13 protein-coding genes are annotated in these 21,892 nt (G+C 41.0%); 5 read left to right on the top strand and 8 right to left on the bottom strand.

Annotation, left to right across the window (positions count from 1 at the left end; genetic code table 11):
• Position 1 precedes the first annotated feature (1 nt).
• Positions 2-1,369, bottom strand: coding sequence for an exodeoxyribonuclease VII large subunit (xseA, locus tag QZL88_RS13210; protein ID WP_296941841.1), 1,368 nt, complete (start codon positions 1,367-1,369; stop codon positions 2-4).
• Positions 1,369-2,787, bottom strand: coding sequence for a S8 family serine peptidase (locus QZL88_RS13205; RefSeq protein ID WP_296941839.1), 1,419 nt, complete (start codon positions 2,785-2,787; stop codon positions 1,369-1,371). Before QZL88_RS13205 ends, xseA begins: the two co-directional genes overlap by 1 nt.
• A 1,257-nt stretch (positions 2,788-4,044) precedes the next feature.
• On the opposite strand from QZL88_RS13205, the gene QZL88_RS13200 reads away from it, so the two are divergent.
• Positions 4,045-4,296 (top strand): hypothetical protein, encoded by a 252-nt coding sequence (locus tag QZL88_RS13200; RefSeq protein ID WP_296941836.1) that lies wholly within the window; start codon positions 4,045-4,047, stop codon positions 4,294-4,296.
• A 280-nt stretch (positions 4,297-4,576) separates the two neighbouring features.
• On the opposite strand, the gene QZL88_RS13195 is transcribed toward QZL88_RS13200, so the two are convergent.
• Together QZL88_RS13195 and QZL88_RS13190 are read right to left on the bottom strand one after the other, a co-directional pair.
• A complete protein-coding gene (locus tag QZL88_RS13195) occupies positions 4,577-6,349 on the bottom strand; it encodes an ABC transporter ATP-binding protein (RefSeq protein ID WP_296941834.1) in 1,773 nt (590 codons plus the stop codon).
• A gap of 3 nt (positions 6,350-6,352) precedes the next feature.
• Positions 6,353-8,077 carry an ABC transporter ATP-binding protein gene (locus QZL88_RS13190; RefSeq protein WP_296941832.1) on the bottom strand — a complete coding sequence of 575 codons (1,725 nt, stop codon included), beginning with the start codon at positions 8,075-8,077 and terminating at the stop codon, positions 6,353-6,355.
• A 392-nt stretch (positions 8,078-8,469) separates the two neighbouring features.
• Here QZL88_RS13190 and QZL88_RS13185 point away from each other — a divergent pair, with 392 nt between their 5' ends.
• The 4 genes from QZL88_RS13185 to QZL88_RS13170 all read left to right on the top strand — a co-directional run bounded on the left by QZL88_RS13185 (position 8,470) and on the right by QZL88_RS13170 (position 11,364).
• Positions 8,470-8,958: a ferritin gene (locus QZL88_RS13185; RefSeq protein ID WP_296941830.1), complete on the top strand. Its 489-nt coding sequence runs from the start codon at positions 8,470-8,472 to the stop codon at positions 8,956-8,958.
• Positions 8,959-9,046: 88 nt separating this feature from the next.
• Positions 9,047-9,739, top strand: a complete 693-nt coding sequence (locus QZL88_RS13180) for an ATP-binding cassette domain-containing protein (protein WP_296941828.1) — start codon at positions 9,047-9,049, stop codon at positions 9,737-9,739.
• A complete protein-coding gene (pdxB, locus tag QZL88_RS13175) occupies positions 9,723-10,838 on the top strand; it encodes a 4-phosphoerythronate dehydrogenase PdxB (protein ID WP_296941826.1) in 1,116 nt (371 codons plus the stop codon). The genes QZL88_RS13180 and pdxB overlap by 17 nt, the downstream gene beginning before the upstream one ends.
• The gene (locus tag QZL88_RS13170; protein WP_296941824.1) at positions 10,831-11,364 is read left to right on the top strand and encodes a GNAT family N-acetyltransferase; all 534 of its coding nucleotides are present in this window, start codon (positions 10,831-10,833) and stop codon (positions 11,362-11,364) included. Before pdxB ends, QZL88_RS13170 begins: the two co-directional genes overlap by 8 nt.
• 204 nt (positions 11,365-11,568) lie before the next feature.
• Here the strand turns inward: QZL88_RS13170 and QZL88_RS13165 are convergent, their stop codons facing one another.
• The 4 genes from QZL88_RS13165 to rpoC form a co-directional block, all read right to left on the bottom strand.
• Entirely contained in the window at positions 11,569-12,078 is a 510-nt protein-coding gene (locus QZL88_RS13165) for a lipid-binding protein (protein ID WP_296941822.1), read from the bottom strand.
• Positions 12,079-12,121: 43 nt separating this feature from the next.
• Complete coding sequence (locus tag QZL88_RS13160) at positions 12,122-13,687, bottom strand: SusD/RagB family nutrient-binding outer membrane lipoprotein (RefSeq protein WP_296941820.1); 1,566 nt, start codon at positions 13,685-13,687, stop codon at positions 12,122-12,124.
• A gap of 11 nt (positions 13,688-13,698) precedes the next feature.
• On the bottom strand, positions 13,699-16,824 hold the full coding sequence (locus QZL88_RS13155) for a SusC/RagA family TonB-linked outer membrane protein (RefSeq protein WP_296941818.1): 3,126 nt from the start codon (positions 16,822-16,824) through the stop codon (positions 13,699-13,701).
• Between the two features lie 750 nt (positions 16,825-17,574).
• Positions 17,575-21,858, bottom strand: a complete 4,284-nt coding sequence (rpoC, locus tag QZL88_RS13150) for a DNA-directed RNA polymerase subunit beta' (protein WP_296941815.1) — start codon at positions 21,856-21,858, stop codon at positions 17,575-17,577.
• Positions 21,859-21,892 lie beyond the last annotated feature (34 nt).

Genomic DNA, 21,892 nt, shown 5'->3' with positions numbered 1-21,892 from the left:
CTCATTTTACAATAGACTCTACTTTTCCATCCGGGAAAAAAGTCGTGATTTCATCACCCTTTCTTAGCATCCCGCTTTGTTTTACTACTTTTCCGTCTTTTATAGTCAAGGTATAACCCTTTTTTAATATATTTTCGGGTGAGGATAAATGTAACTGTTTATCCAACGTTTCCAATCTAATTAATTCTTCTTTATATTGCTGTTGTGCACTTCTCTTCAAACTATCCTCCAGCAGGGAAAATTTGCTTTGGGTATCTTTCAATAACTGTAACGATTTTCTCTTCAAATTGTCTTCGAGGAATACAAACTTATTCTGATTTTCGCGCTGTATCCGTATCATTCCTTTTGCCAATACATTTCTGGCAGAAGAAAGGACTGTGAGCTGTTCTTTGTACCAGCTTTTCAGGGCGAATGAATTTTTAGTCTCGAATACACTCAGGCGTACGGTTTCATCCTGTAGCCGTTGCGAAACCAAAGATACTATATCCTGAGATATTTCAGTTAACTCTGCTGCTGTTTCCGTTAGGTTCGCGATCAGAAATTCAGCTACTGCCGTCGGCGTTTTTGCCCGGGTATGCGCTACAATATCCAAAACGGTTTCGTCCCGTTCGTGTCCTATCCCCGTAATAACAGGCAGTGGAAATTGAGCGCAACTGGCAGCTAAGAGATAAGAATCGAAACTGCTAAGATCGGATGTAGCTCCCCCTCCCCTTATGATGACGACTGCATCGAAGCAATCCTGATATTCGTATATATGCTCCAGAGCTGAAATAATAGAATCTTCAGACCTGTCGCCTTGCATGATGGCCGGAAAAAGTTTTGTATAAAATACAAATCCAAAAGCGTTCTTATGCAGTTGATCGAGAAAATCTTCATAACCCGCTGCTGTAGGAGAAGAAATAATGGCGATGCGATTTAATGGAAGAGGCAATTCCAGTTCTTTGTTAAGATAAAGGACTCCGTCTTCTTCGAGCTGCTTGAGAATGGTAGCCCGATTCAAGGCTTGGTCTCCCAACGTATAGCTGGGGTCGATATCGTGAACCGTAAGGCTGAAACCATACAACTCATGAAATTCGATACTCACCTGCACCAATACTTTGAGGCCCGAAGAAAAAGTCTGTTTGGTAGAGTTTTCGAAATAAGCCCTTAACAGGTGGAAGGTATTTGCCCATATCATACCGCGGGCTTTGGCCACAAGCGTTTTACCTGCACGGTCTTTTTCTATAAATTCCAGATAACAATGCCCGTTCTGATTGACCCGTACGTCGCTCATCTCCGCTCTGATCCATACCATTTCGGGGAGGGTGTCGTTAAGCACTCCTTTTATAAGGCTGTTCAGTTCATATAGAGATATAGCCTGATTGTTCATCACTTTTTCTTTGAAGCTTCTTTAACCTGATTTGCTGTTTTTTCTTTCTTTTCCGCTAAAGATTGGGCAAAAGACATTGCCTTTCCCATGTCGGGCAAGCCGAATCCGTAGTCCTGGTCGGGGGTTTCGAAATTGTCGGACGATTCGCGTACAATACTTATTATTTCGCGGTTAGTCAATGTTGGAAATGCCTGCCACAGGCATGCGACCATCCCGCACATGATAGGAGATGAAAATGAAGTTCCGGCCTTGAAACTTACATGTCCCTTGTCATCGATAGTTGCCGCCCCTAGTCCTAATGCCATCACATCAGGTTTGATCCGCAGGTCGGCAGTAAGGCCACGCGAGCTGAAACCGACAACTGTGGAATCGCGTTGTATAGCACCCACAGTCAGCACATTCACTGCATCGGATGGGGGGGTTATCTTTTTCCATTCCGAATCGCCGGAGTTGCCTGCACTGATTACTACCAGCATCCCTTTCTGAGACGCCTTGTCTGCCGCCCGTGAAATGAGAGCCGTTTTACCATCAAGATCTTTATGGGTATAGCTTTTTGCAGGCTTATCAAAGTTGTTATATCCTAACGATGTATTTACCACATCTACTCCCACGCTATCGGCATATTCTATTGCTGTAGCCCAATAATCTTCCTCTATTGGAAATTCACTGCGGGAGTCTTCCGAGCCAAACAGCCAAAAGCCGGCTTCGGGCGCGGTGCCAACAAACTGCATAGGCTTGTTTGTGCCTATACAGGATAATACATTTAGTCCATGCTGGTTAGCATTGTTGAACAGGTCTTCGTTTTCATACACAAAGCCTTTGTATCCTTTTATATCCAGATTGTTGAGCATCTCTATCTGAGGTAAGTGATTAAATCCGGCGTCGATAACCGCTATAGTCATACCTTTGCCTTTGAATCCGGCATCATGCAAGACTTGCCCGTTGTTCAGCTCGATATTTGTACCTGATTTTGAATAGTAGTCGCCAAATGCTACCGTTTCTGTGGACGGATAATTCACAATACTGTCCGTTTTTGTTTCAGCCTTCGGTTTTCCTTTCCAGACAAAGAGGGCATCGGATACGAAGGGTAGTTCTTTATATTTATCTACCAGCATACTGTCGCTGCAATGGACAGCTACTGTTTTCATCCACTTACTTTTGGCTACGATAACTCCTCCGACATTTTCTATGGCTTTGATATATTCCGAAGAAATTGGAAGGTCGGAAGCATCTATAGTAAACCCTTGTCTCTGGCGGCGTTCGATTGCTTTGGGAGAAAGGAATTCTTCAGGCTTATCTATTGTATAGGATGTCTGTCCTTTATCTTTGAGTGTCAGTCGGAATTTGTAGTTGTAATCCTGAGCAAGCAAGGCTGAGACCGAGATGAGCAGGCCGCAAAGTAATGTTACCTTTTTCATGTTGTTATTTGTTTTATACAAAAGTAAAGATAATACTTGTTAGTCGTTTATTTTAGTTGTAATTATTAGAGTTTACAATAATACCAATTATTCATTAAAGGCTATACTGTTGAATGAAAAAGTTCAATTACATTAGGTGTTTTTCGTGACTCGGCGTAACCAAAATAAATTTTATTTCTGCATCGCTACTTAAAACGTTGAATTATACTAAGCATAACTTTCATCTTTGTTCATTATTTGAAATTTTAGCTCACGNATCGGCATATTCTATTGCTGTAGCCCAATAATCTTCCTCTATTGGAAATTCACTGCGGGAGTCTTCCGAGCCAAACAGCCAAAAGCCGGCTTCGGGCGCGGTGCCAACAAACTGCATAGGCTTGTTTGTGCCTATACAGGATAATACATTTAGTCCATGCTGGTTAGCATTGTTGAACAGGTCTTCGTTTTCATACACAAAGCCTTTGTATCCTTTTATATCCAGATTGTTGAGCATCTCTATCTGAGGTAAGTGATTAAATCCGGCGTCGATAACCGCTATAGTCATACCTTTGCCTTTGAATCCGGCATCATGCAAGACTTGCCCGTTGTTCAGCTCGATATTTGTACCTGATTTTGAATAGTAGTCGCCAAATGCTACCGTTTCTGTGGACGGATAATTCACAATACTGTCCGTTTTTGTTTCAGCCTTCGGTTTTCCTTTCCAGACAAAGAGGGCATCGGATACGAAGGGTAGTTCTTTATATTTATCTACCAGCATACTGTCGCTGCAATGGACAGCTACTGTTTTCATCCACTTACTTTTGGCTACGATAACTCCTCCGACATTTTCTATGGCTTTGATATATTCCGAAGAAATTGGAAGGTCGGAAGCATCTATAGTAAACCCTTGTCTCTGGCGGCGTTCGATTGCTTTGGGAGAAAGGAATTCTTCAGGCTTATCTATTGTATAGGATGTCTGTCCTTTATCTTTGAGTGTCAGTCGGAATTTGTAGTTGTAATCCTGAGCAAGCAAGGCTGAGACCGAGATGAGCAGGCCGCAAAGTAATGTTACCTTTTTCATGTTGTTATTTGTTTTATACAAAAGTAAAGATAATACTTGTTAGTCGTTTATTTTAGTTGTAATTATTAGAGTTTACAATAATACCAATTATTCATTAAAGGCTATACTGTTGAATGAAAAAGTTCAATTACATTAGGTGTTTTTCGTGACTCGGCGTAACCAAAATAAATTTTATTTCTGCATCGCTACTTAAAACGTTGAATTATACTAAGCATAACTTTCATCTTTGTTCATTATTTGAAATTTTAGCTCACGACTTCCGCGCCCTCCCGGGCTTGTCCTCACTTTTGGCATTGCCCAAAAGTAAGCAAAAAGCTAGCGCTAAGTCCTTCGGCGACCCACAATCGGCTTGCCGGCTGAAAGTAACGAATGGGCTATCGCCCCGTCCCTTTCCACGCCGTCTGCTCCGTGTGGGTGCCCCGCCTGCGGAACTAATGCGCGTCTGCTGACGCCCTAGTAGAGCAAAGCTCTTTCTGGAATAAATACGCTTCAGCCTGCGCCGTTAGCTTCACGGACGGGGTACCCGTGGGGCTAAAATCCGAAAAAACGGAAACGTGTTTGAGCTTATCTGCTAATTCGGATTTTAGAATGTTTAGTGCGAGTTTTTCCGTTTCGTTTTTTAGTCCGTTACGGGTCGGCCTTTGAAGCGGGGCGCTAAAGCATTTTTGGTTCCTTTTGGGGCTTTGGCCAAAAGGAATACAAGGAATTTTAATTCCGCGTAGAAAAAAATTAAAATTCTTCGAATTGTTCCTGATATAAAGAATAATATTTGCCTTTGATATCCAGCAATTCTTTATGGCTGCCTTGCTCTATGATTTGTCCGTGATCCATTACCAGAATTCTATCCGCATTCATGATTGTAGACAGGCGGTGGGCTATAATCAGGCTGGTACGTCCTTCCATCAGTTGGTCGAGCCCTTTCTGTATAAGCAGTTCACTGCGAGTATCGATATTACTTGTAGCTTCGTCGAGCAGTAGTATCGGAGGGTCGGCTACAGCTGCACGGGCAATATTGAGCAACTGACGTTGCCCCTGACTAAGATTTGCCCCATCATTTTCGAGTACAGTATCATAACCTTGCGGCAAACGTTTGATAAAAGAATGTGCGGCTGTCAGTTTTGCGGCCTGTACTACCTCTTCGTCAGTTGCATCGAGCCGACCGAAGCGGATATTCTCGCGCACAGTCCCTGTAAATAGATGAGTATCCTGCAAAACAATAGCCATCGACCGGCGAAGATCTTCACGTCTGATATTCCGGGTAGAAATACCATCTATAGTTATTTCTCCCGATTTGATATCAAAGAAGCGGGGCAGCATATTGAGTATCGTTGTTTTACCGGCACCGGTTTCACCCACCAGTGCGATCTTAGTCCCCAGAGTAGCATGCAGGGATACTCCTTTCAGGATAAGTTTCTCAGGTTTGTAGCCGAAGTAGACGTCTTTCATTTCCAGATCGCCATTTACATTACGGAGGCTGATAGCATCGGGTGCATCGGCTTGTTCAGGTTCTTCATCTATCACCTGAAAGATACGTTCAGCCCCTGCTATTGCAGCCTGTATACTGTTGTACAGGCTCGCAAGCTCGTTTATCGGCCGGCCGAACTGGCGTGAATATTGCAGAAAGGCGGCAAGTCCACCGACATCAAAACCTCTGAATATGGCAAGCAATGCCCCCACAATAGTAATAATGACATAGTTAAGTGTGTTCAGGTTCTGCATTACGGGCATCATCATACCCGAATAGAACTGGGCTTTCTCAGATTTCCCTTTCAGATTCTGATTGATTACATCGAAGTCGGCTTCTACTTTCTTTTCGTGTCCGAATACTTTGATTACCTTTTGCCCGCTTATCATTTCTTCGATGTATCCGTTTACCTCACCCAGTCTCTCTTGCTGAGCCTTGAAGTACTTACGGCTCCGCTTTACGATCAGTTTGGCACTGATAAACATAAGCGGAACGGTAATCAGGGTTACCAACGTTAGTATCGGGCTGATGTATATCATCAGGGCAAAGATGCCTACCAGCATCAGTGCGCTGGAAAGCATATCGGACAGGCTGTCGGTAAGTGCGGTGCTTATCTGGTCTATATCGTTCGTATAACGGCTCATCAGGTCGCCATGCTGATGAGTATCAAAATATTTGATCGGCAACTGTTCCATCTTTTTGAACAGGTCGGTACGCATGCGGGTCACTGTATTCTGCCCTATTTTATTCAGAAGAATGTACTGGATATAAGTAGCTACGACCCCGGCCAGATAAATACCTGCCAATACGAGAAGTATTTTTACAAGCCCGTTGAAATCACCTGGCAGAATATAGTCGTTGATAATAGGACGAAGCATATATGAACCCAGCAGGCTGGATACTATGCTGACAATAATAAGAAAGCCGATCACCGAGAGCAGTTTCTTATCGCAGGTAAGATATGACATTAGCCGCAGGAATGTTTTCCTTCCCTCCGTTGGTTTTCCTGTATGCTTGTAGTGGTCTCCGTGTGCCATATCTCAGAATGCTATTTGCTGTGAGTTATATATTTCCTTATATACCTTCGATCTCTCTATCAGTTCGGATGGCTTGCCGATGGCATCTATCTCTCCGTCTTCGAGCACAATAACCCTGTCGGCAGACTGCATCGTGTTTATACGTTGTGTGATGATAAATACGGTTGTGGCGTGGAGCAGGTTATCAAGGTTGTGGCGGATCTTTTGCTCGGTCTCCGAGTCCACAGCACTGGTGCTATCGTCGAGAATGAGAATCTTAGGCTTGCGTAACAGGGCGCGGGCTATACAAATCCGTTGTTTCTGTCCGCCTGATACATTTATACCACCCCTTCCCAAGAGTGTATTGTATCCGTCTGTAAAGGACATTATGAAGTCGTGGGCCTGTGCCGCTTTAGCAGCTTCCTCCACCTCTTCTGTCGTAGCATCGGGTTTTCCCCAACGGAGGTTGTCTATGATAGTTCCTGTAAACAATTCGTTCTTTTGCAATACCATGCCTATCTCCGAGTGAAGTTCATCTAGACTATAGTCTTTCACGTTTATCCCGTCTATTAACACTTCGCCCCCTGTAGTGTCGTATAACCGGGGAATAAGCTGGAGCATTGAACTTTTTGCCGCACCTGTTGCTCCTACCACCGCTATGGTTTCCCCCTGATGGGCATGGAAGCTGATGTCTTTAAGGACATCGTTCTCTCCTCCGCTATAACGGAAATAGACATTGCGGAATGTGACCTCTCCTTTAGTCACCTTGTGTTTATTCAGCAAGCCTTCTTTAGTATCAGCCAATGAAGGCTCTGTATCGAGTACCTCCAGTATGCGTTCCGATGAAGCCGAGGCTCGAGCAATTCCCATTATTACCATCGAAAGCAGCATCAGAGCCATCAATATTTGCACCAGATAGTTCACGAATGAGATCAATTCTCCCACCTTCAGTTCACCGGATATAACCTTTCCCCCGCCTACCCAAAGTATGACGATGGTAGATACATTCATTATCAGTTGCATGACAGGGAACATCGTAACAACAATATTGGATGCCCTGATAACCATATCACGCAGATCTTCGCTGCTACGGGTAAACTTTTTGCTCTCAAAATCTTCTCTGACAAAGGATTTCACCACACGGATATTAATCAGGTTCTCCCTTACCACGGCATTCAGGTTATCGACTTTCTGTTGTACCTTCATAAACAATGGGAAGCCTTTACGGAGGATGAGGAATACACTGATTCCCAGAACTGGCACTGCCCCGATAAGTATTAAAGCCAAATCGGTATTGATCTTGATTACAAAGAATATAGCCATCACCAGCATCAGCGGAGAGCGCAGCATCAGCCGCATCCCCATCAGTATTACCTGCTGGATGCGTGATATATCGTTGGTAAGCCGGGTAATTAATGATGCCGAATTGAAACGGTCTATTTCAGTAAATGAAAGCTGCTGTATTTTGTTGAAAAGATTTGATCTCAGGTCTGTGCCAAACCCGATGGATGCGCGGGACGACACATATACGTTAATGATACTGACTATCAATCCTATCAGAGACACTGCAACCATCTTGATGCCGACACCGGTTATTACCGACAGATCCTTCGGCATTACACCATTGTCGATTATGTCAGCCATATACAGAGGCTGTATGGTTTCGCTCATTACCGTTATCAGTACAAGGAAAGGGCTGATAATAAGGCTGAGAGAATATTTTTTCAGTATTTGCCAGTATTTCTTCATTTATATTCTATTGGCTCGGTTCAGTTTTGTATAAATGCGTACAAAGATAAATGTATTTGCCGATAAGTTTTTAACTTTTGAAGCATACATTTAAGGTCGCGGACCTATTTATTACTTTTGTATCTACAATAACAAAGCAGGTTATTATTAGATAATGTTACATTAAATGCTATTCTTCACTTAATTAAACGATAAACATTAATGATTGTTTTTGATATTTTTTAGAAATATAATTATCTATATTTTGTTATAGTATTTGAGACAGCCCGCTTTATAGTTATTATCAATATCCTATTAACAAATATCTATATTTTTTGATGAGTTAATATTATATTTGTAATATTGTATCTTAATTGTTCAGAACAATAACTATCATCAAAAATATCATTATTATGTTAAGTAAAAAATTAGAAGCCGCATTAAATGCGCAAATCAATGCAGAATTCTGGTCTGCATATCTTTACCTATCTATGTCAGCACATTTTGCCGCAGATGGTAAGCCGGGTTTCGCTCATTGGTTCAAAAACCAGTTCGACGAAGAACAGGAACATGCTATGAAGCTTTTCAATTATGTAATTGAAAGAGGTGGAAAAGTAGAACTGAAACCAATCACAAAAGTTGCCCAATCATGGCAATCTCCGTTGGCAGCATTTGAAGATACTTTGGTACATGAGCAAAAAGTTACAGCCATGATTAACAATCTGGTTACTATAGCCCGTGAAGAAAAGGACTATGCCACAGAAAGCATGCTGCAATGGTTTGTAAACGAGCAGGTAGAAGAAGAATCAACAGCACAAGGATATATCGATGCTCTGAAAATGATCAAAGATAACGGATTCGGCATCTATACACTTGATAAAGAGCTGAGAGCAAGATCATAACGATTTTAATACAAATAAGGCAAATCTCCCTGATGAATGTCAGGGAGATTTGTTATTTTTATACCCTTAATTATTAAAACAGAAGCCTTTGATACAAGTAGAACATATATCGAAAAACTATGGAGATCAGATAGCATTATCGGATGTAAGCTTCTCTATGAATAAAGGGGAGATTATCGGGCTGCTGGGTGTTAACGGAGCCGGAAAGTCTACCCTGATGAAAATTCTGGCAGGAATCATCCGCCCGGATAACGGACAGATAAGCTTTTCCGGGAAAAACCTTTTTGAGAATACTTTGGAGATAAAGCGGCAAACAGGCTATCTTTCCGAAGATAATCCTTTATATGAAGATATGTATGTAAAGGAATATCTCAGTTATGTGGCCGGAATATACTATGCAGATAAAGAAAGTATATCGGAAGTGATGGAACAAACAGGTCTGCAAAAAGAGTATAAGAAAAAGATAAAAAACCTATCTAAAGGGAACAGGCAGCGGGTAGGGATTGCACAGGCTTTGGTTAACGACCCTTTATTCCTGATTCTGGACGAGGCAACCAGCGGACTGGACCCTAACCAACGCGAAAGCCTGAATAATCTGCTTATAGATTTATCTATAAATAAAGTCGTGTTGTTTTCAACACATATCCTGCATGAGGTAAAGGATATCTGCACCAGATTTATTCTGCTGGATAAAGGCCGGCTTATTGCAGACCATGAAATAGCAGAAATAGACCCGATAGAAAATATATTTCATAAACTGACAAATGAAAATAATAGCTGATAAAAATATACCATATCTGAAAGGTATTGCTGAACATTTTGGAGATGTAACTTATCTTGATGGTTCAGCTTTTACACAGGATACGATAAAAGATGCGGACACATTGATTGTCCGTACAGTGACCCATTTTGGAGAGAGTATATTGAAAGATAGTAATGTAAAGTTGATTTGCTCCGCTACTATCGGTTATGACCATATAGATACAGCGTATTGTGACGCACATGGTATTATCTGGAAAAATGCTCCCGGGTGTAATTCCGGTTCTGTGATGCAGTATGTGGTGTCTTCCCTGATTACAATTGCCCGAAAGAAAAGCTTCGATTTAAAGGGTAAAACAATAGGCATTGTCGGAGTAGGTAATGTAGGAAAGAAGGTCGCAAAAGCCTGTGAAATATTAGGGATGAAAGTTCTTCTGAACGACCCTCCAAGACAGGCACAGGAAAAAGACAATAGCTTTGTTAGCCTGCAAACGATAATGGATGAGGCGGATATAATTACATTCCATACTCCTCTGATAAAAGAAGGTGAATATAGGACATATCATCTGGCAGATAAAGAATTCTTCTCTTTGCTGAAGAAAAAACCTATAATAATCAATTCGGCACGTGGCGCAATAATAGATACCATAGCTATCAAGGACGCAATTAAGGAGAATAAGATATCGGGCGCTATTATCGATTGTTGGGAAAACGAACCTCAGATCGATTTGGAATATCTCAATCTGGTGGACATCGCCACTCCTCATATAGCAGGTTATTCTGCCGACGGAAAAGCAAATGCGACGCGTATGTCTCTGGAATCAATTGCGAGTTATTACGGATTGGATAAACAGCCTATCTCGTTGATTAAAGAACCCGCCCCTGTAAATCCTGTTATAGACCTCAACCAGTATTCAAATAGCGATAATCGGATTTACGAGGCAATCCTGAACACATATAACGTATTGGCTGATTTTGCGCGTTTAAAGGCTTCTCCTGATATTTTCAAAAAATTGAGGAATGAATATCCGTTGCGTCGGGAATACTTTGCCTATACTATTACAAATACTTTGAATAATGAGACGGTCATCCTGAATAACTTAGGGTTCAAATATGAATAAAAAGATATCAAATTTGATCCTCTCGGAACGGGTCTTACTCAGACCTATAGCAATAACTGATGCCGATGCTGTTTTCTCTTATCGCTCACTTGCAGAAGTTGCAAAATATCAATATTGGGAGCCGTTTACTAAAGAACAAACACTGGACTTTGTAAATCGAAACAGCAATCCCGATTTTGAAAAAAGAGGAGAATGGATCGGGCTGGCCATTATCTGTAAGAATACCGGAAAACTTATTGGAGACTGTGCTCTAAAGATAGAAGATGATGGGGCCGAAATCGGATGCAACATTTCACCGGAATATCAGAACCGTGGCTTTGCAAAAGAGACATTGGAACTACTCTTAGATTATTCTTCTAAGATAACCGGAGTAAATGAAATTTATGGAATAACCGACTCGGAAAATATAGCTTCCATCAGATTAATGGAATCAGTGGGAATGGTCAGGATGCCTGCCTTTGAAGAACGGATTGTATGTAAAGGCATTATAAGCGTAGAACATAAATACTCTATAATAAGAAAATAAAAAGGGGAAAGAGACTGGCTTAAGATAAGCTGTCAGTCCCTTCCAAGATTGATACATCACTGCATTATAGTGTTTGTATGATGCCCGTCCATTTGAGGGTGAGGGGGATGGATACGGACATAGTTTCCCCTTTTTAGTATAAAGCCCGGGGCAATAAAAACTCCGGGCTTTTTGATTTTACAATTTATTATTGATCAGCTACTTTTAGTCTTCATCCCAACCAGTGAAACGGTAGCCTTCGGCCTTGTAGGTCTTTCCTGGGAACCGGGAATTTGTGAAAGTGAAAGATATAGCATCTGCCACAGTACCTGACGGAGCAGTAGCACCTTTTAACGTAATCTTTCCGCCTGTAAGGGTAAATGTATTTGTAGAAGAGGCTACATTACCTGCCAGATTTTCAATATTAGTTCCTGAAAAAGTAAGGGAATTCAAATCACAATTGATTTTCCCATTGATTGAGTAGGCATTTGCTCCACTAAGGGAATAACTTCCTATGCGCAACCAGCACTGAGTAGTAGAACCATCTATTGTATTGGAAATCTCACAATAGTTTTTGTATACCTGCGTTCCCGCTTCATCTGTTACTATCACTCTGTATTTACCGCCTAAGGGGTGAATGGAAGAATATTCAATTTCATAATCTCCGTATGTATCACAGGAAAAGAATCCCAGAAGCAGTAAGAATAAGAATGGAATATATTTTATTTGTTTCATATTTTATTTTATTAAGTACTAAAATTGGAATTGATGTTTCATTTTACTTGCCATTTGCAACCTGCCACCACAGAGGTTCCTGTGTAGGTTTAGTTGCCGGAGCATTAGGATTGTACAGAGCAGAAACATTAGGTACAGGCAGACGACGAGGTATTTCTCTACGCTGAAGTACGGTTGTTCCCGGGCTTACTAAAGTTCCTAATTCATATCCCTCTGCAAGTCCCGGAGTAGTATTGCTTTCACGAACTTTTTCCGCATCACTGATTGCCGGAATACCTGTACGGTTGCGATCCATCCATGAATCCCAAGAGTTAGCCTTTGCTCCAGCCACCCATTTTTGAGTAAGAATACTTTTCAACATGGCGTCCAGAGAAGATGCATTGAATGCATAAGGGCCTCCGGCTTTTATGAAATCGGTCGCATCATATCCCCAGCGATCGAAAGCGCGGCGTACCCCTTCTTCATAAGCTGCTTTTGCTTCACTTGTCTTGCCTAATCTGGCTTGGGCTTCTGCTACCTGGAAGCTAACTTCCGCTGCATTCATCAGATAAACACTGTCAGCAAAAGTCTGTTTGTATCTTGATGAATTTACAAGAGGTACAGCATCTGCAGCTCCTGCAGTCGTAGAAGGTTTTGTTCCGCAAGGCAGACCTCCATACATCTCTCTGTAAGTAAGTGTTTCTCCATTTGCAATGGCATCTGCTGCTGTCGCTGTTAATTCGTACATTTTTTCAATACGCGGGTCGTTTGTCGCTAACAGAAATTCAGTGAAGGTATGACAAGCTCTTATATTTTCTTTTGTATTTAGTTGTCGAATGTTATACTCATACAAAGGATTTCCTTTGTTAGTAGCATTTTCAAATACACTGAAAGCACAGTTCTTTGTCAATAGTCCACCTGCACTGATAAGAGCTTCTATTTCTGTCTTGTTAGCTTCAAAATCACGCATGTATATTTTTAGCTTCAAGCTTTTTGCAAAAGAAACCCAATTATCGATATCTCCTCTAAAAAAGAAATCTTTAGTATCTATTATAGGATTACCAGAAGCCTTAGCCTGAGGGCCTTTAGCTATTGCTTCATCTAATAAAGCAATAATAGCCGGATATACAACTGTTTTACTGTCATCGTATTTTGGCGCCGGATACTTTTTTATATCCAAAGCTTCAGTGAATGGTATGTCACCATACAAATCGGTAAGTATATGAAAATTATATGCCGTGAGAACTTTACCTATCAACCAATAGTTCCATGCTCCTTTTTCTTCTGCTACAGGAATCATAATTTTCAGGTCTTTCAGGGTATTAGCGTAAGCATTGGTCCAAAAAGCGTTATATGACTCTTGAGTCAGATTGTAATTTACAGTTGTATTGTACTGATTCGTAGAGTTTCCCTGAGTAACATACTGGCACCATACGTCGCCCATAAGTTGTCCGTTCAATCCTAACTGGGCAACCGTACTAGCTCCAGCAGCCGGCAATAAGCTTTCGAGATTAGCCTCGGCAGGATAATTTGAGTTCTCATTTACATCAAGATAATCATCGCACGATGTAAACGATATGCTTGTTGCAAGCACTAACAGGATTATGTATATTAAATTCTTCTTTTTCATCATTTTTCTATTTAAAATTCAACCTTTATGGCACCACCAAAAGTACGATATGAAGCTGCACTGGATATTTCACCGAATTCGGAATTTAAGTCATTACCCATGTTTGCCACTTCCGGATCTACATAATTATTTTTCTTAGGTGTAAACAAGAATAGATTACGACCGATAAAACTTAATACAACTTTACTTAAAGGAGTAGAACTTAAGAATTTCTTCGGCACATCGTAAGAAAGTGTTACTTCCCTGATCTTAAAGAAATCTTTAGGTATGATCATCTCGTCTCTTACTGTTGGAGTATATGAATAGTTACCATAGTAGTTAAATTGGTTTGACATCAACGGAATATTATTTTCCACATATTGTCCGTTCACTACTTTCACCGAATTCGGATAAATGAAAGAATTACGTTCATTAAATACGGTTTGTGTAGAGTTACCATTGAAGTGAGTGATATAAGATGTATTAGATGCCATCCATCCTCCCTTATGCCAGTCTCCTACTACAGTTAGTCTGAAATCTTTAAATTTAACGGAAGTACTCAATCCCAGGATAAAATCCGGCTGAGATGAGCCAATAACCTTCTTATCGCTGGTAGACTGTGTAAGGAATCCGTTATTATTAACTATTGCATATCCATTGTAAGGACTACTCGCATCTTTCACACGGTCAACGTCAGGTACCTGGAAGGTTCCGATTTTTTCTCCTACTTTCATCTTATACTCTATACCACGCCATGAAACAATAGTATATTCTTGTAAACCATCCCAAAGCTCACGTACTTTACCGGTATTTTTAGTAAATGTGCCATTTACATCCCATTCCCAGTCTTTTGTGCGTACAGGTGTAAATCCGGCTGCTATTTCGACCCCTTTATTTTCTAAACGACCAACATTGCGAGTTTCGGATGTGTATCCGGTCTCAGGAGCTAGTGTCGCTGAAATAATCTGGTTTTTACTTTGTTTATTATAGTAAGCAAAATCGAAACGGACACGATTGTCGAAGAAACTACCTTGTAAGCCGAATTCATATTCAGTCGTAATTTCAGGTTTCAATGTCTGACTTGGAAGCCTGTTGTATTCAGTCAATCCCAGTACTCCGTTGATAGGCAACCAAGTGTAATAATATGTAGAGTTAGATCCTGCTACCGGCTCAAACCATGAAGAAGTTCTGTAAACCCCTGCGTCATTACCGGTTTGTCCTATAGCAGTACGCACCTTTAGAAAATCTACTTTGTAATTTTTCAGTGTCGGCAAAAGTTCGGTAAGGATAAGTGAGAGGTTGGCTCCTCCATAAAGATAGCTGTTTTCACCTTTAGGAAGTGTAGAAGAATAGTCCTTACGTCCCGACAGATTGAGATATACAAGGTTTTTATAGCCAATTTCCGCCTGAGCGAATACACCTATCAGACGACGGTCTTCGTTATACTGATCGGCATATGCTGCAGAACCTGTATTCTGAAGATTATACCAGCCAGGAACACCCAGGCCGTTTACATAACCTCCGGTATACTCGTATGTACGCTTATTCAAGTTCCATCCGGCAGTACCGCCTAGAGTGAAATCGGATATTTTATAGTCAGCTGTAAGGAATGCTGTCGCATCCAACTGGTCTCTGTTAAATCTATAATTGGAATAGTATCCGTTTTGTGCTGTAGCTCCACCTAAGTCGCTATAAGAACCCGGAGTGAAAGAGTTTTTTGCATTAAAGTTTTCTCTATCGAAATTCAGGAAGTCCCCACCAAGTCGTGCAGTTGCTTTTAGTCCGCTTAATAACTGATAAGAGGCTTCAACTTTACCGTATGTGTGGTTGTCCTGATATTGATAATAGTTGTTATCAATCATCCAATAGGGGTTAGTTGCATAGAAAGTATAATAGTTATCAAGATTGTAACGTTCATCATTGTAATCTTTCATTGCTGAATAGTCCACATCAACTGCATGTTGCAAAAGCTCCATCTCCATCTCTTGTGTCCGGCGTATATCTTTACGTGCATAGTTGATAGACACATCTACTGAGAACTTATCCCATTTTGCATTTCCGCGCAAAGAAATTGTATTACGTGAATATGTATCCCCGTTATTAGGCAGGGTACCATTACTGGTTACATTTCCATAAGAAGCGTAAAGTCCGAGTTTGTCTGTACCGTAACGTACCGATAAAACGTTATTTAATTCAGAACCGGTTTTGTAAAAGTTACGAAGGTTATCTTTCACATATGAAAAAGGCTTTGTCATTACCGGATCCAACTGGTCTGATCCCCACTCATGGGTAGTTCCATCGAGGCGTGGCCCCCACGAACCGTTCTCTGCTCTGTCCCAAGCACCCCAGCCTTGTCCATATAGGTCTTGGGTCTGCATAACACGGAGAACATTTGATGCAGTAAATGCACCGTCATAAGATATAGTGAGCTTTTCATTTTTCGCTCTTTTGGTTGTTATCATTATAACACCATTAGCAGCACGCGAACCGTAAAGTGCAGTTGCTGATGCACCTTTCAATACAGTTACGGATTCTACGTCTTCCGAGTTAATGTCATTGGCGCTATTACCAAAGTCGACATAGTCAGTCCCTGACCGTTCGTTAGTAATTGGCACACCATCAACAATATACAAAGGATTATTACCATTAAATGAAGATATACCACGAATCAGCACCTTTTGTGAAGTCCCGGCAGGTCCTGCTGTGGAAATATTAACCCCGGCCACCTTACCGCTGAGTCCGCTCATTACAGATCCGGATTTCGCTGCAGATATTTCATCCGATTTGATTTGAGTAGCAGCATATCCTAATATCTTCTGATCGCGTTGTATACCCATTGCTGTTACCACAACTTCATTCATTACCTTGGCATCCTGTTCCAATACCACTCTCATTTCTGCACTAGCAGTTACTTCTTTCGATTTCATCCCTATCAGGGAGAATACTAATGTTGTTTTTCCTTCGGGAAGATTAATAGAGAACACTCCTTCGACATCAGTCACAGTACCGATAGTAGTACCTTTCACTACCACAGATACGCCTATGGCGGGCTCTCCCAGATCATCAACAACAGTTCCTGTGATCTTTGTTGTTTGTGCCGCAATGTATCCAATACTTAGAAATAAGCAGGATAAAATCAATAACAACCTTTTTTTCATATTACACACACTCTTTTTAGATTAGTACTACACACACGATTGTTTTAAAATGATTTAATATTTGCAATGTTGCTTTCATTGTGAAATAACAATGATCAGAAATAGCTCAAAATGATTTTTAAAATGCAAATATTCACCCATAATGACACATCGTATTTTTATAGTCGACAAATGTACAATAAATTTTCATTTATGTACAAATATTTATAAAAAAACGCAATATTTAACAATAATAACTAGAAAATAACCAAATATGAATCAATATGACTTAATCAAACACCCTTTAATGTCATTTTTTCATTCTAAAAACTCTATAACAGGGAAAACAAGCAACTATCTTGAAAAAGCAATACATATGACACTTTTTAGCCTATCTTCATCCTTCTCCTGTCCAATCCTGAAAATATAAGGCCAATATTTGACTTTGTCGGTTTTTAAATCAATGAGTTATAAGCTATCAACTGACGACTGACAGTTTATTACTATAGATCACTTTATACAAAAAAATAAGATCTATGTACTAGCTTTATAATCCATCTGAATATTACCGTTATATAGCATAATATTAGTTTTTAGAGACTGATAGGAAATAAAGGTCAATAGTATAGACAAAGACTTAACAGGATTCTAGTTCTTAACTAATTTAAAAGAAGGGACGAAACAGAATAGATATGCTTAAAGTTTGTATAACAAAAAAAGAGGAGTGACATTACATCACCCCTCCTTCTAACTATATAAAAGAATAATTAATTATTCTACGGCGTCAAAATCTACAACAGTCTTTCTTGTAGCAGCAATCCTGTCAAAGTCTTCTTTGGTACCAACTACAAGTTTTTCGAATTCACGCTGACCTGTACCTGCAGGAAGCAAGTGTCCACAGATTACGTTCTCTTTCAAACCTTCCAGTCTGTCCACTTTCGCATTGATAGCGGCATCGTTCAGTACTTTTGTAGTTTCCTGGAACGAAGCGGCCGACATAAAGCTTTGAGTTTGAAGGGCTGCACGTGTAATACCTTGAAGTATCTGATTGGCAGTAGCAGGGATTGCATCACGCACTTCTACCGGACGAAGGTCTCTACGTTTTAGCATAGAGTTCTCATCTCTCAGTTTGCGTGCAGTTACAATCTGTCCCGGCTCGAATGTGGCAGAATCACCGGCATCCAATACTACTTTCTTACCCCAGATTCTATCATTTTCTTCCATTACATCATACTTGTCGATAACCTGTTGTTCAAGGAAGCGGGTATCACCCGGATCGATCACTTCTACCTTGCGCATCATCTGACGCACAATCACTTCGAAGTGTTTATCATTGATCTTCACACCTTGCAAACGATATACATCCTGTACTTCGTTTACAATGTATTCCTGAACGGCGGTTGGTCCCATAATAGCCAGGATGTCCGAAGGAGTAGTTGCTCCGTCTGATAACGGCATACCCGCTCTAACGAAGTCATTTTCCTGAACAAGGATTTGTTTCGAAAGAGGAACAAGGTACTTCTTCACTTCTCCAAGTTTAGATGTAACTATAACCTCTCTGTTACCACGTTTGATCTTACCAAATGAGATTTCCCCGTCGATTTCAGATACCACAGCAGGGTTGGAAGGATTACGAGCCTCGAACAACTCGGTCACACGAGGCAAACCTCCCGTGATATCACCTGCTTTACCTACGGCACGAGGAATCTTAACAAGTACATCTCCGGCTTTGATTGTGTCATTATCATCTTTTACAATGTGAGCACCTAATGGTAAGCTGTACATCTTCATCATATTCCCTTTTTCGTCAAGGATATGAGCCTCTGGTGCTTTGGTTTTATCGCGTGATTCAACGATAATCTTTTCTTTCAAACCAGTTTGTTCGTCCGATTCAACTTTGTATGTTACATTCTCAATAACATTTTCAAATTTGATACGTCCTGTGGCTTCAGAAATGATAACTGCGTTAAATGGATCCCATTCGCAGATAAGGTCATCTTTCTTCACTTTAGCTCCGTCTTTGAAATAAAGTTTGGAACCATAAGGTATATTGTGAGTGAGAAGGACAATTTTAGTATTCGGGTCAACCAATCGAAGTTCAACCAAACGGCTAACTACGATTTGTGTCTTTTTACCGGTTTCATCAATCGCTTCTACTATACGTAGATCGTCGATTTCCAATACTCCGTCATATTTTGCAACAATACTACTTTCGGTAGCAATATTAGATGCGATACCCCCAACGTGGAATGTACGAAGTGTCAGCTGTGTACCCGGCTCACCGATTGACTGTGCAGCGATTACACCGACTGCCTCACCACGCTGAACCATACGCCCTGTGGCAAGGTTACGTCCGTAACATTTTCCACAAACACCTTTTTTGGATTCACAAGTAAGCACCGAGCGTATTTCAACACTTTCGATAGGAGAGTTTTGAATTTTGGCTGCAGTATCTTCTTTGATTTCTTCACCCGATTTAACGATTAACTCGCCAGTCAACGGATGCTGTATATCGTGAACAGATACACGGCCTAAGATACGTTCGTAAAGAGAAGCCACAACTTCTTCGTTGTTCTTCAACTCTGTACAAACAAGTCCGCGAAGTGTTCCACAGTCTTCTTCATTGATGATCACATCTTGAGAAACGTCAACCAGACGACGTGTTAAGTATCCGGCATCGGCTGTTTTCAAAGCTGTATCCGCAAGACCTTTACGCGCACCGTGGGTAGAGATAAAGTACTCTAACACTGACAAACCTTCTTTAAAGTTGGAAAGGATCGGATTCTCAATAATCTGAGCTCCTTCAGCTCCACTCTTCTGAGGTTTTGCCATCAATCCACGCATACCTGACAACTGACGGATCTGCTCTTTCGATCCACGGGCTCCTGAATCCAACATCATATATACAGAGTTGAATCCCTGATTGTCTTCCGATAACTGTTTCATCAGAATATTTGACAGTCTGGAGTTAACGTGAGTCCATGTATCGATAATCTGGTTGTAACGTTCGTTGTAGGTAATGAATCCCATATTGTAGTTATTCATTATCTGCTCAACTTCGTCATAACCCTGAAGAACCAATTCATCTTTTTCTTCCGGTATAATTACATCCTCAAGATTAAACGACAAACCTCCACGGAATGCCATTGTATATCCTAAGTCTTTTATATCATCAAGGAACTGTGCTGTTTTGGCAACTCCGGCTATTTTGATCACGTTACCGATGATATCACGAAGCGATTTCTTAGAAAGTACTTCATTGATAAAACCTACTTCTACCGGTGTCTTCTCGTTAACAAGAACACGTCCGACAGTAGTTTCGCGCATCAGTTTGGCAACGTTTCCTGTTTCATCCAGATCATTTACATATACTTTAATAAGGGCATGAATATCTACTTTTCCTTCATTATAAGCGATGATTGCTTCTTCCGGGCCGTAGAATATAAGGCCTTCGCCTTTAGCTCCCTTGCGTATCTTAGTAATATAATATAATCCGAGAACCATGTCCTGAGAAGGTACAGTAATAGGTGCACCATTCGCAGGGTTAAGGATATTGTGAGATGCAAGCATCAACATCTGAGCTTCGAGGATAGCTTCATTACCTAGTGGTAAGTGAACGGCCATCTGGTCACCGTCGAAGTCAGCATTGAACGCCGTACACGATAGTGGGTGTAGCTGAATTGCTTTACCTCCGATCATTTTTGGCTGGAATGCCTGTATACCTAAACGGTGAAGTGTAGGGGCACGGTTGAGCAACACAGGATGTCCTTTCATTACGTGTTCGAGGATATCCCAAACAACAGGTTCCTTGCGGTCTACTATTTTCTTCGCTGATTTTACGGTCTTAACGATACCGCGTTCGATCAACTTACGGATGATAAACGGTTTGTACAGCTCGGCTGCCATATCCTGAGGAATACCGCACTCGTGCATCTTCAATTCAGGACCAACGACAATTACCGAACGAGCTGAATAGTCGACACGTTTACCCAACAAGTTTTGACGGAAACGTCCTTGTTTACCTTTCAAACTGTCGGAAAGTGACTTCAACGGACGGTTAGCGTCTGTTTTAACCGCACTTGACTTACGTGAGTTATCGAATAATGAATCGACAGCTTCCTGAAGCATACGTTTTTCATTACGCAAGATTACTTCCGGCGCTTTGATATCGATAAGTCTTTTCAGACGGTTGTTACGGATAATAACACGACGATACAAGTCATTCAGGTCGGATGTAGCAAAACGACCACCATCTAACGGAACAAGAGGACGAAGTTCCGGCGGAATAACAGGAACGATCTTAACGATCATCCATTCAGGTTTATTCTTGCCTTTCGATCCACGGAACGCTTCTACAACCTGAAGTTGTTTCAACGCTTCATTCTTACGTTGTTGAGATGTATCTGTACTGGCTTTGTGACGGAGGTTGTTAGCCAACGAATCCAGATTGATACGTGACAATAAATCATAAACTGCCTCTGCTCCCATTTTAGCAATAAACTTGTTAGGATCGGTATCGTCCAACAGCTGATTTTCTTTAGGGAGTTTATCCAATATATTCAGATATTCATCTTCTGTAAGAAGGTCTTTTTCTGCTACTCCTTCTTCTACTGCGATACCGGATTGGATCACTACATAACGTTCGTAGTAAATGATTGAATCCAGTTTCTTAGTAGGGATACCTAGCAGATAACCCATCTTGTTAGGTAGAGAACGGAAGTACCAGATATGAGCTACCGGAACCACCAAGTGGATATGCCCTGTACGTTCGCGGCGAACTTTCTTTTCTGTTACTTCAACACCGCAACGGTCGCAGACAATACCTTTGTAGCGGATTCTTTTGTATTTACCACAATGACATTCGTAGTCCTTTACAGGTCCGAATATACGTTCGCAGAAAAGTCCGTCACGTTCTGGTTTGTAAGTACGGTAGTTGATAGTTTCGGGTTTCAAAACTTCCCCGCTCGATGCTTCCAGAATTTCTTCGGGAGAGGCAAGGCTCACGGTTATTTTTGAAAAGCTACTCTTTACTTTATTTTCTTTTCTAAAAGCCATATACTTTTCTTTCTTTAAAAGCTGTTAGCTATTA

Source organism: uncultured Dysgonomonas sp. (assembly GCF_900079725.1).
Taxonomy (GTDB): domain Bacteria; phylum Bacteroidota; class Bacteroidia; order Bacteroidales; family Dysgonomonadaceae; genus Dysgonomonas.
The sequence above is the reverse complement of the archived record's forward strand: the minus strand, read 5'-3'. Positions and strand labels throughout refer to the sequence as shown.

Coding starts and splice junctions, on each gene's coding strand:
- xseA (WP_296941841.1), bottom strand. CDS start 1,369: ATGAACAATCAGGCTATATCTCTATATGAACTGAACAGCCTTATAAAA.
- QZL88_RS13205 (WP_296941839.1), bottom strand. CDS start 2,787: ATGAAAAAGGTAACATTACTTTGCGGCCTGCTCATCTCGGTCTCAGCC.
- QZL88_RS13195 (WP_296941834.1), bottom strand. CDS start 6,349: ATGGCACACGGAGACCACTACAAGCATACAGGAAAACCAACGGAGGGA.
- QZL88_RS13190 (WP_296941832.1), bottom strand. CDS start 8,077: ATGAAGAAATACTGGCAAATACTGAAAAAATATTCTCTCAGCCTTATT.
- QZL88_RS13185 (WP_296941830.1), top strand. CDS start 8,470: ATGTTAAGTAAAAAATTAGAAGCCGCATTAAATGCGCAAATCAATGCA.
- pdxB (WP_296941826.1), top strand. CDS start 9,723: ATGAAAATAATAGCTGATAAAAATATACCATATCTGAAAGGTATTGCT.
- QZL88_RS13170 (WP_296941824.1), top strand. CDS start 10,831: ATGAATAAAAAGATATCAAATTTGATCCTCTCGGAACGGGTCTTACTC.
- QZL88_RS13165 (WP_296941822.1), bottom strand. CDS start 12,078: ATGAAACAAATAAAATATATTCCATTCTTATTCTTACTGCTTCTGGGA.
- QZL88_RS13160 (WP_296941820.1), bottom strand. CDS start 13,687: ATGAAAAAGAAGAATTTAATATACATAATCCTGTTAGTGCTTGCAACA.
- QZL88_RS13155 (WP_296941818.1), bottom strand. CDS start 16,824: ATGAAAAAAAGGTTGTTATTGATTTTATCCTGCTTATTTCTAAGTATT.
- rpoC (WP_296941815.1), bottom strand. CDS start 21,858: ATGGCTTTTAGAAAAGAAAATAAAGTAAAGAGTAGCTTTTCAAAAATA.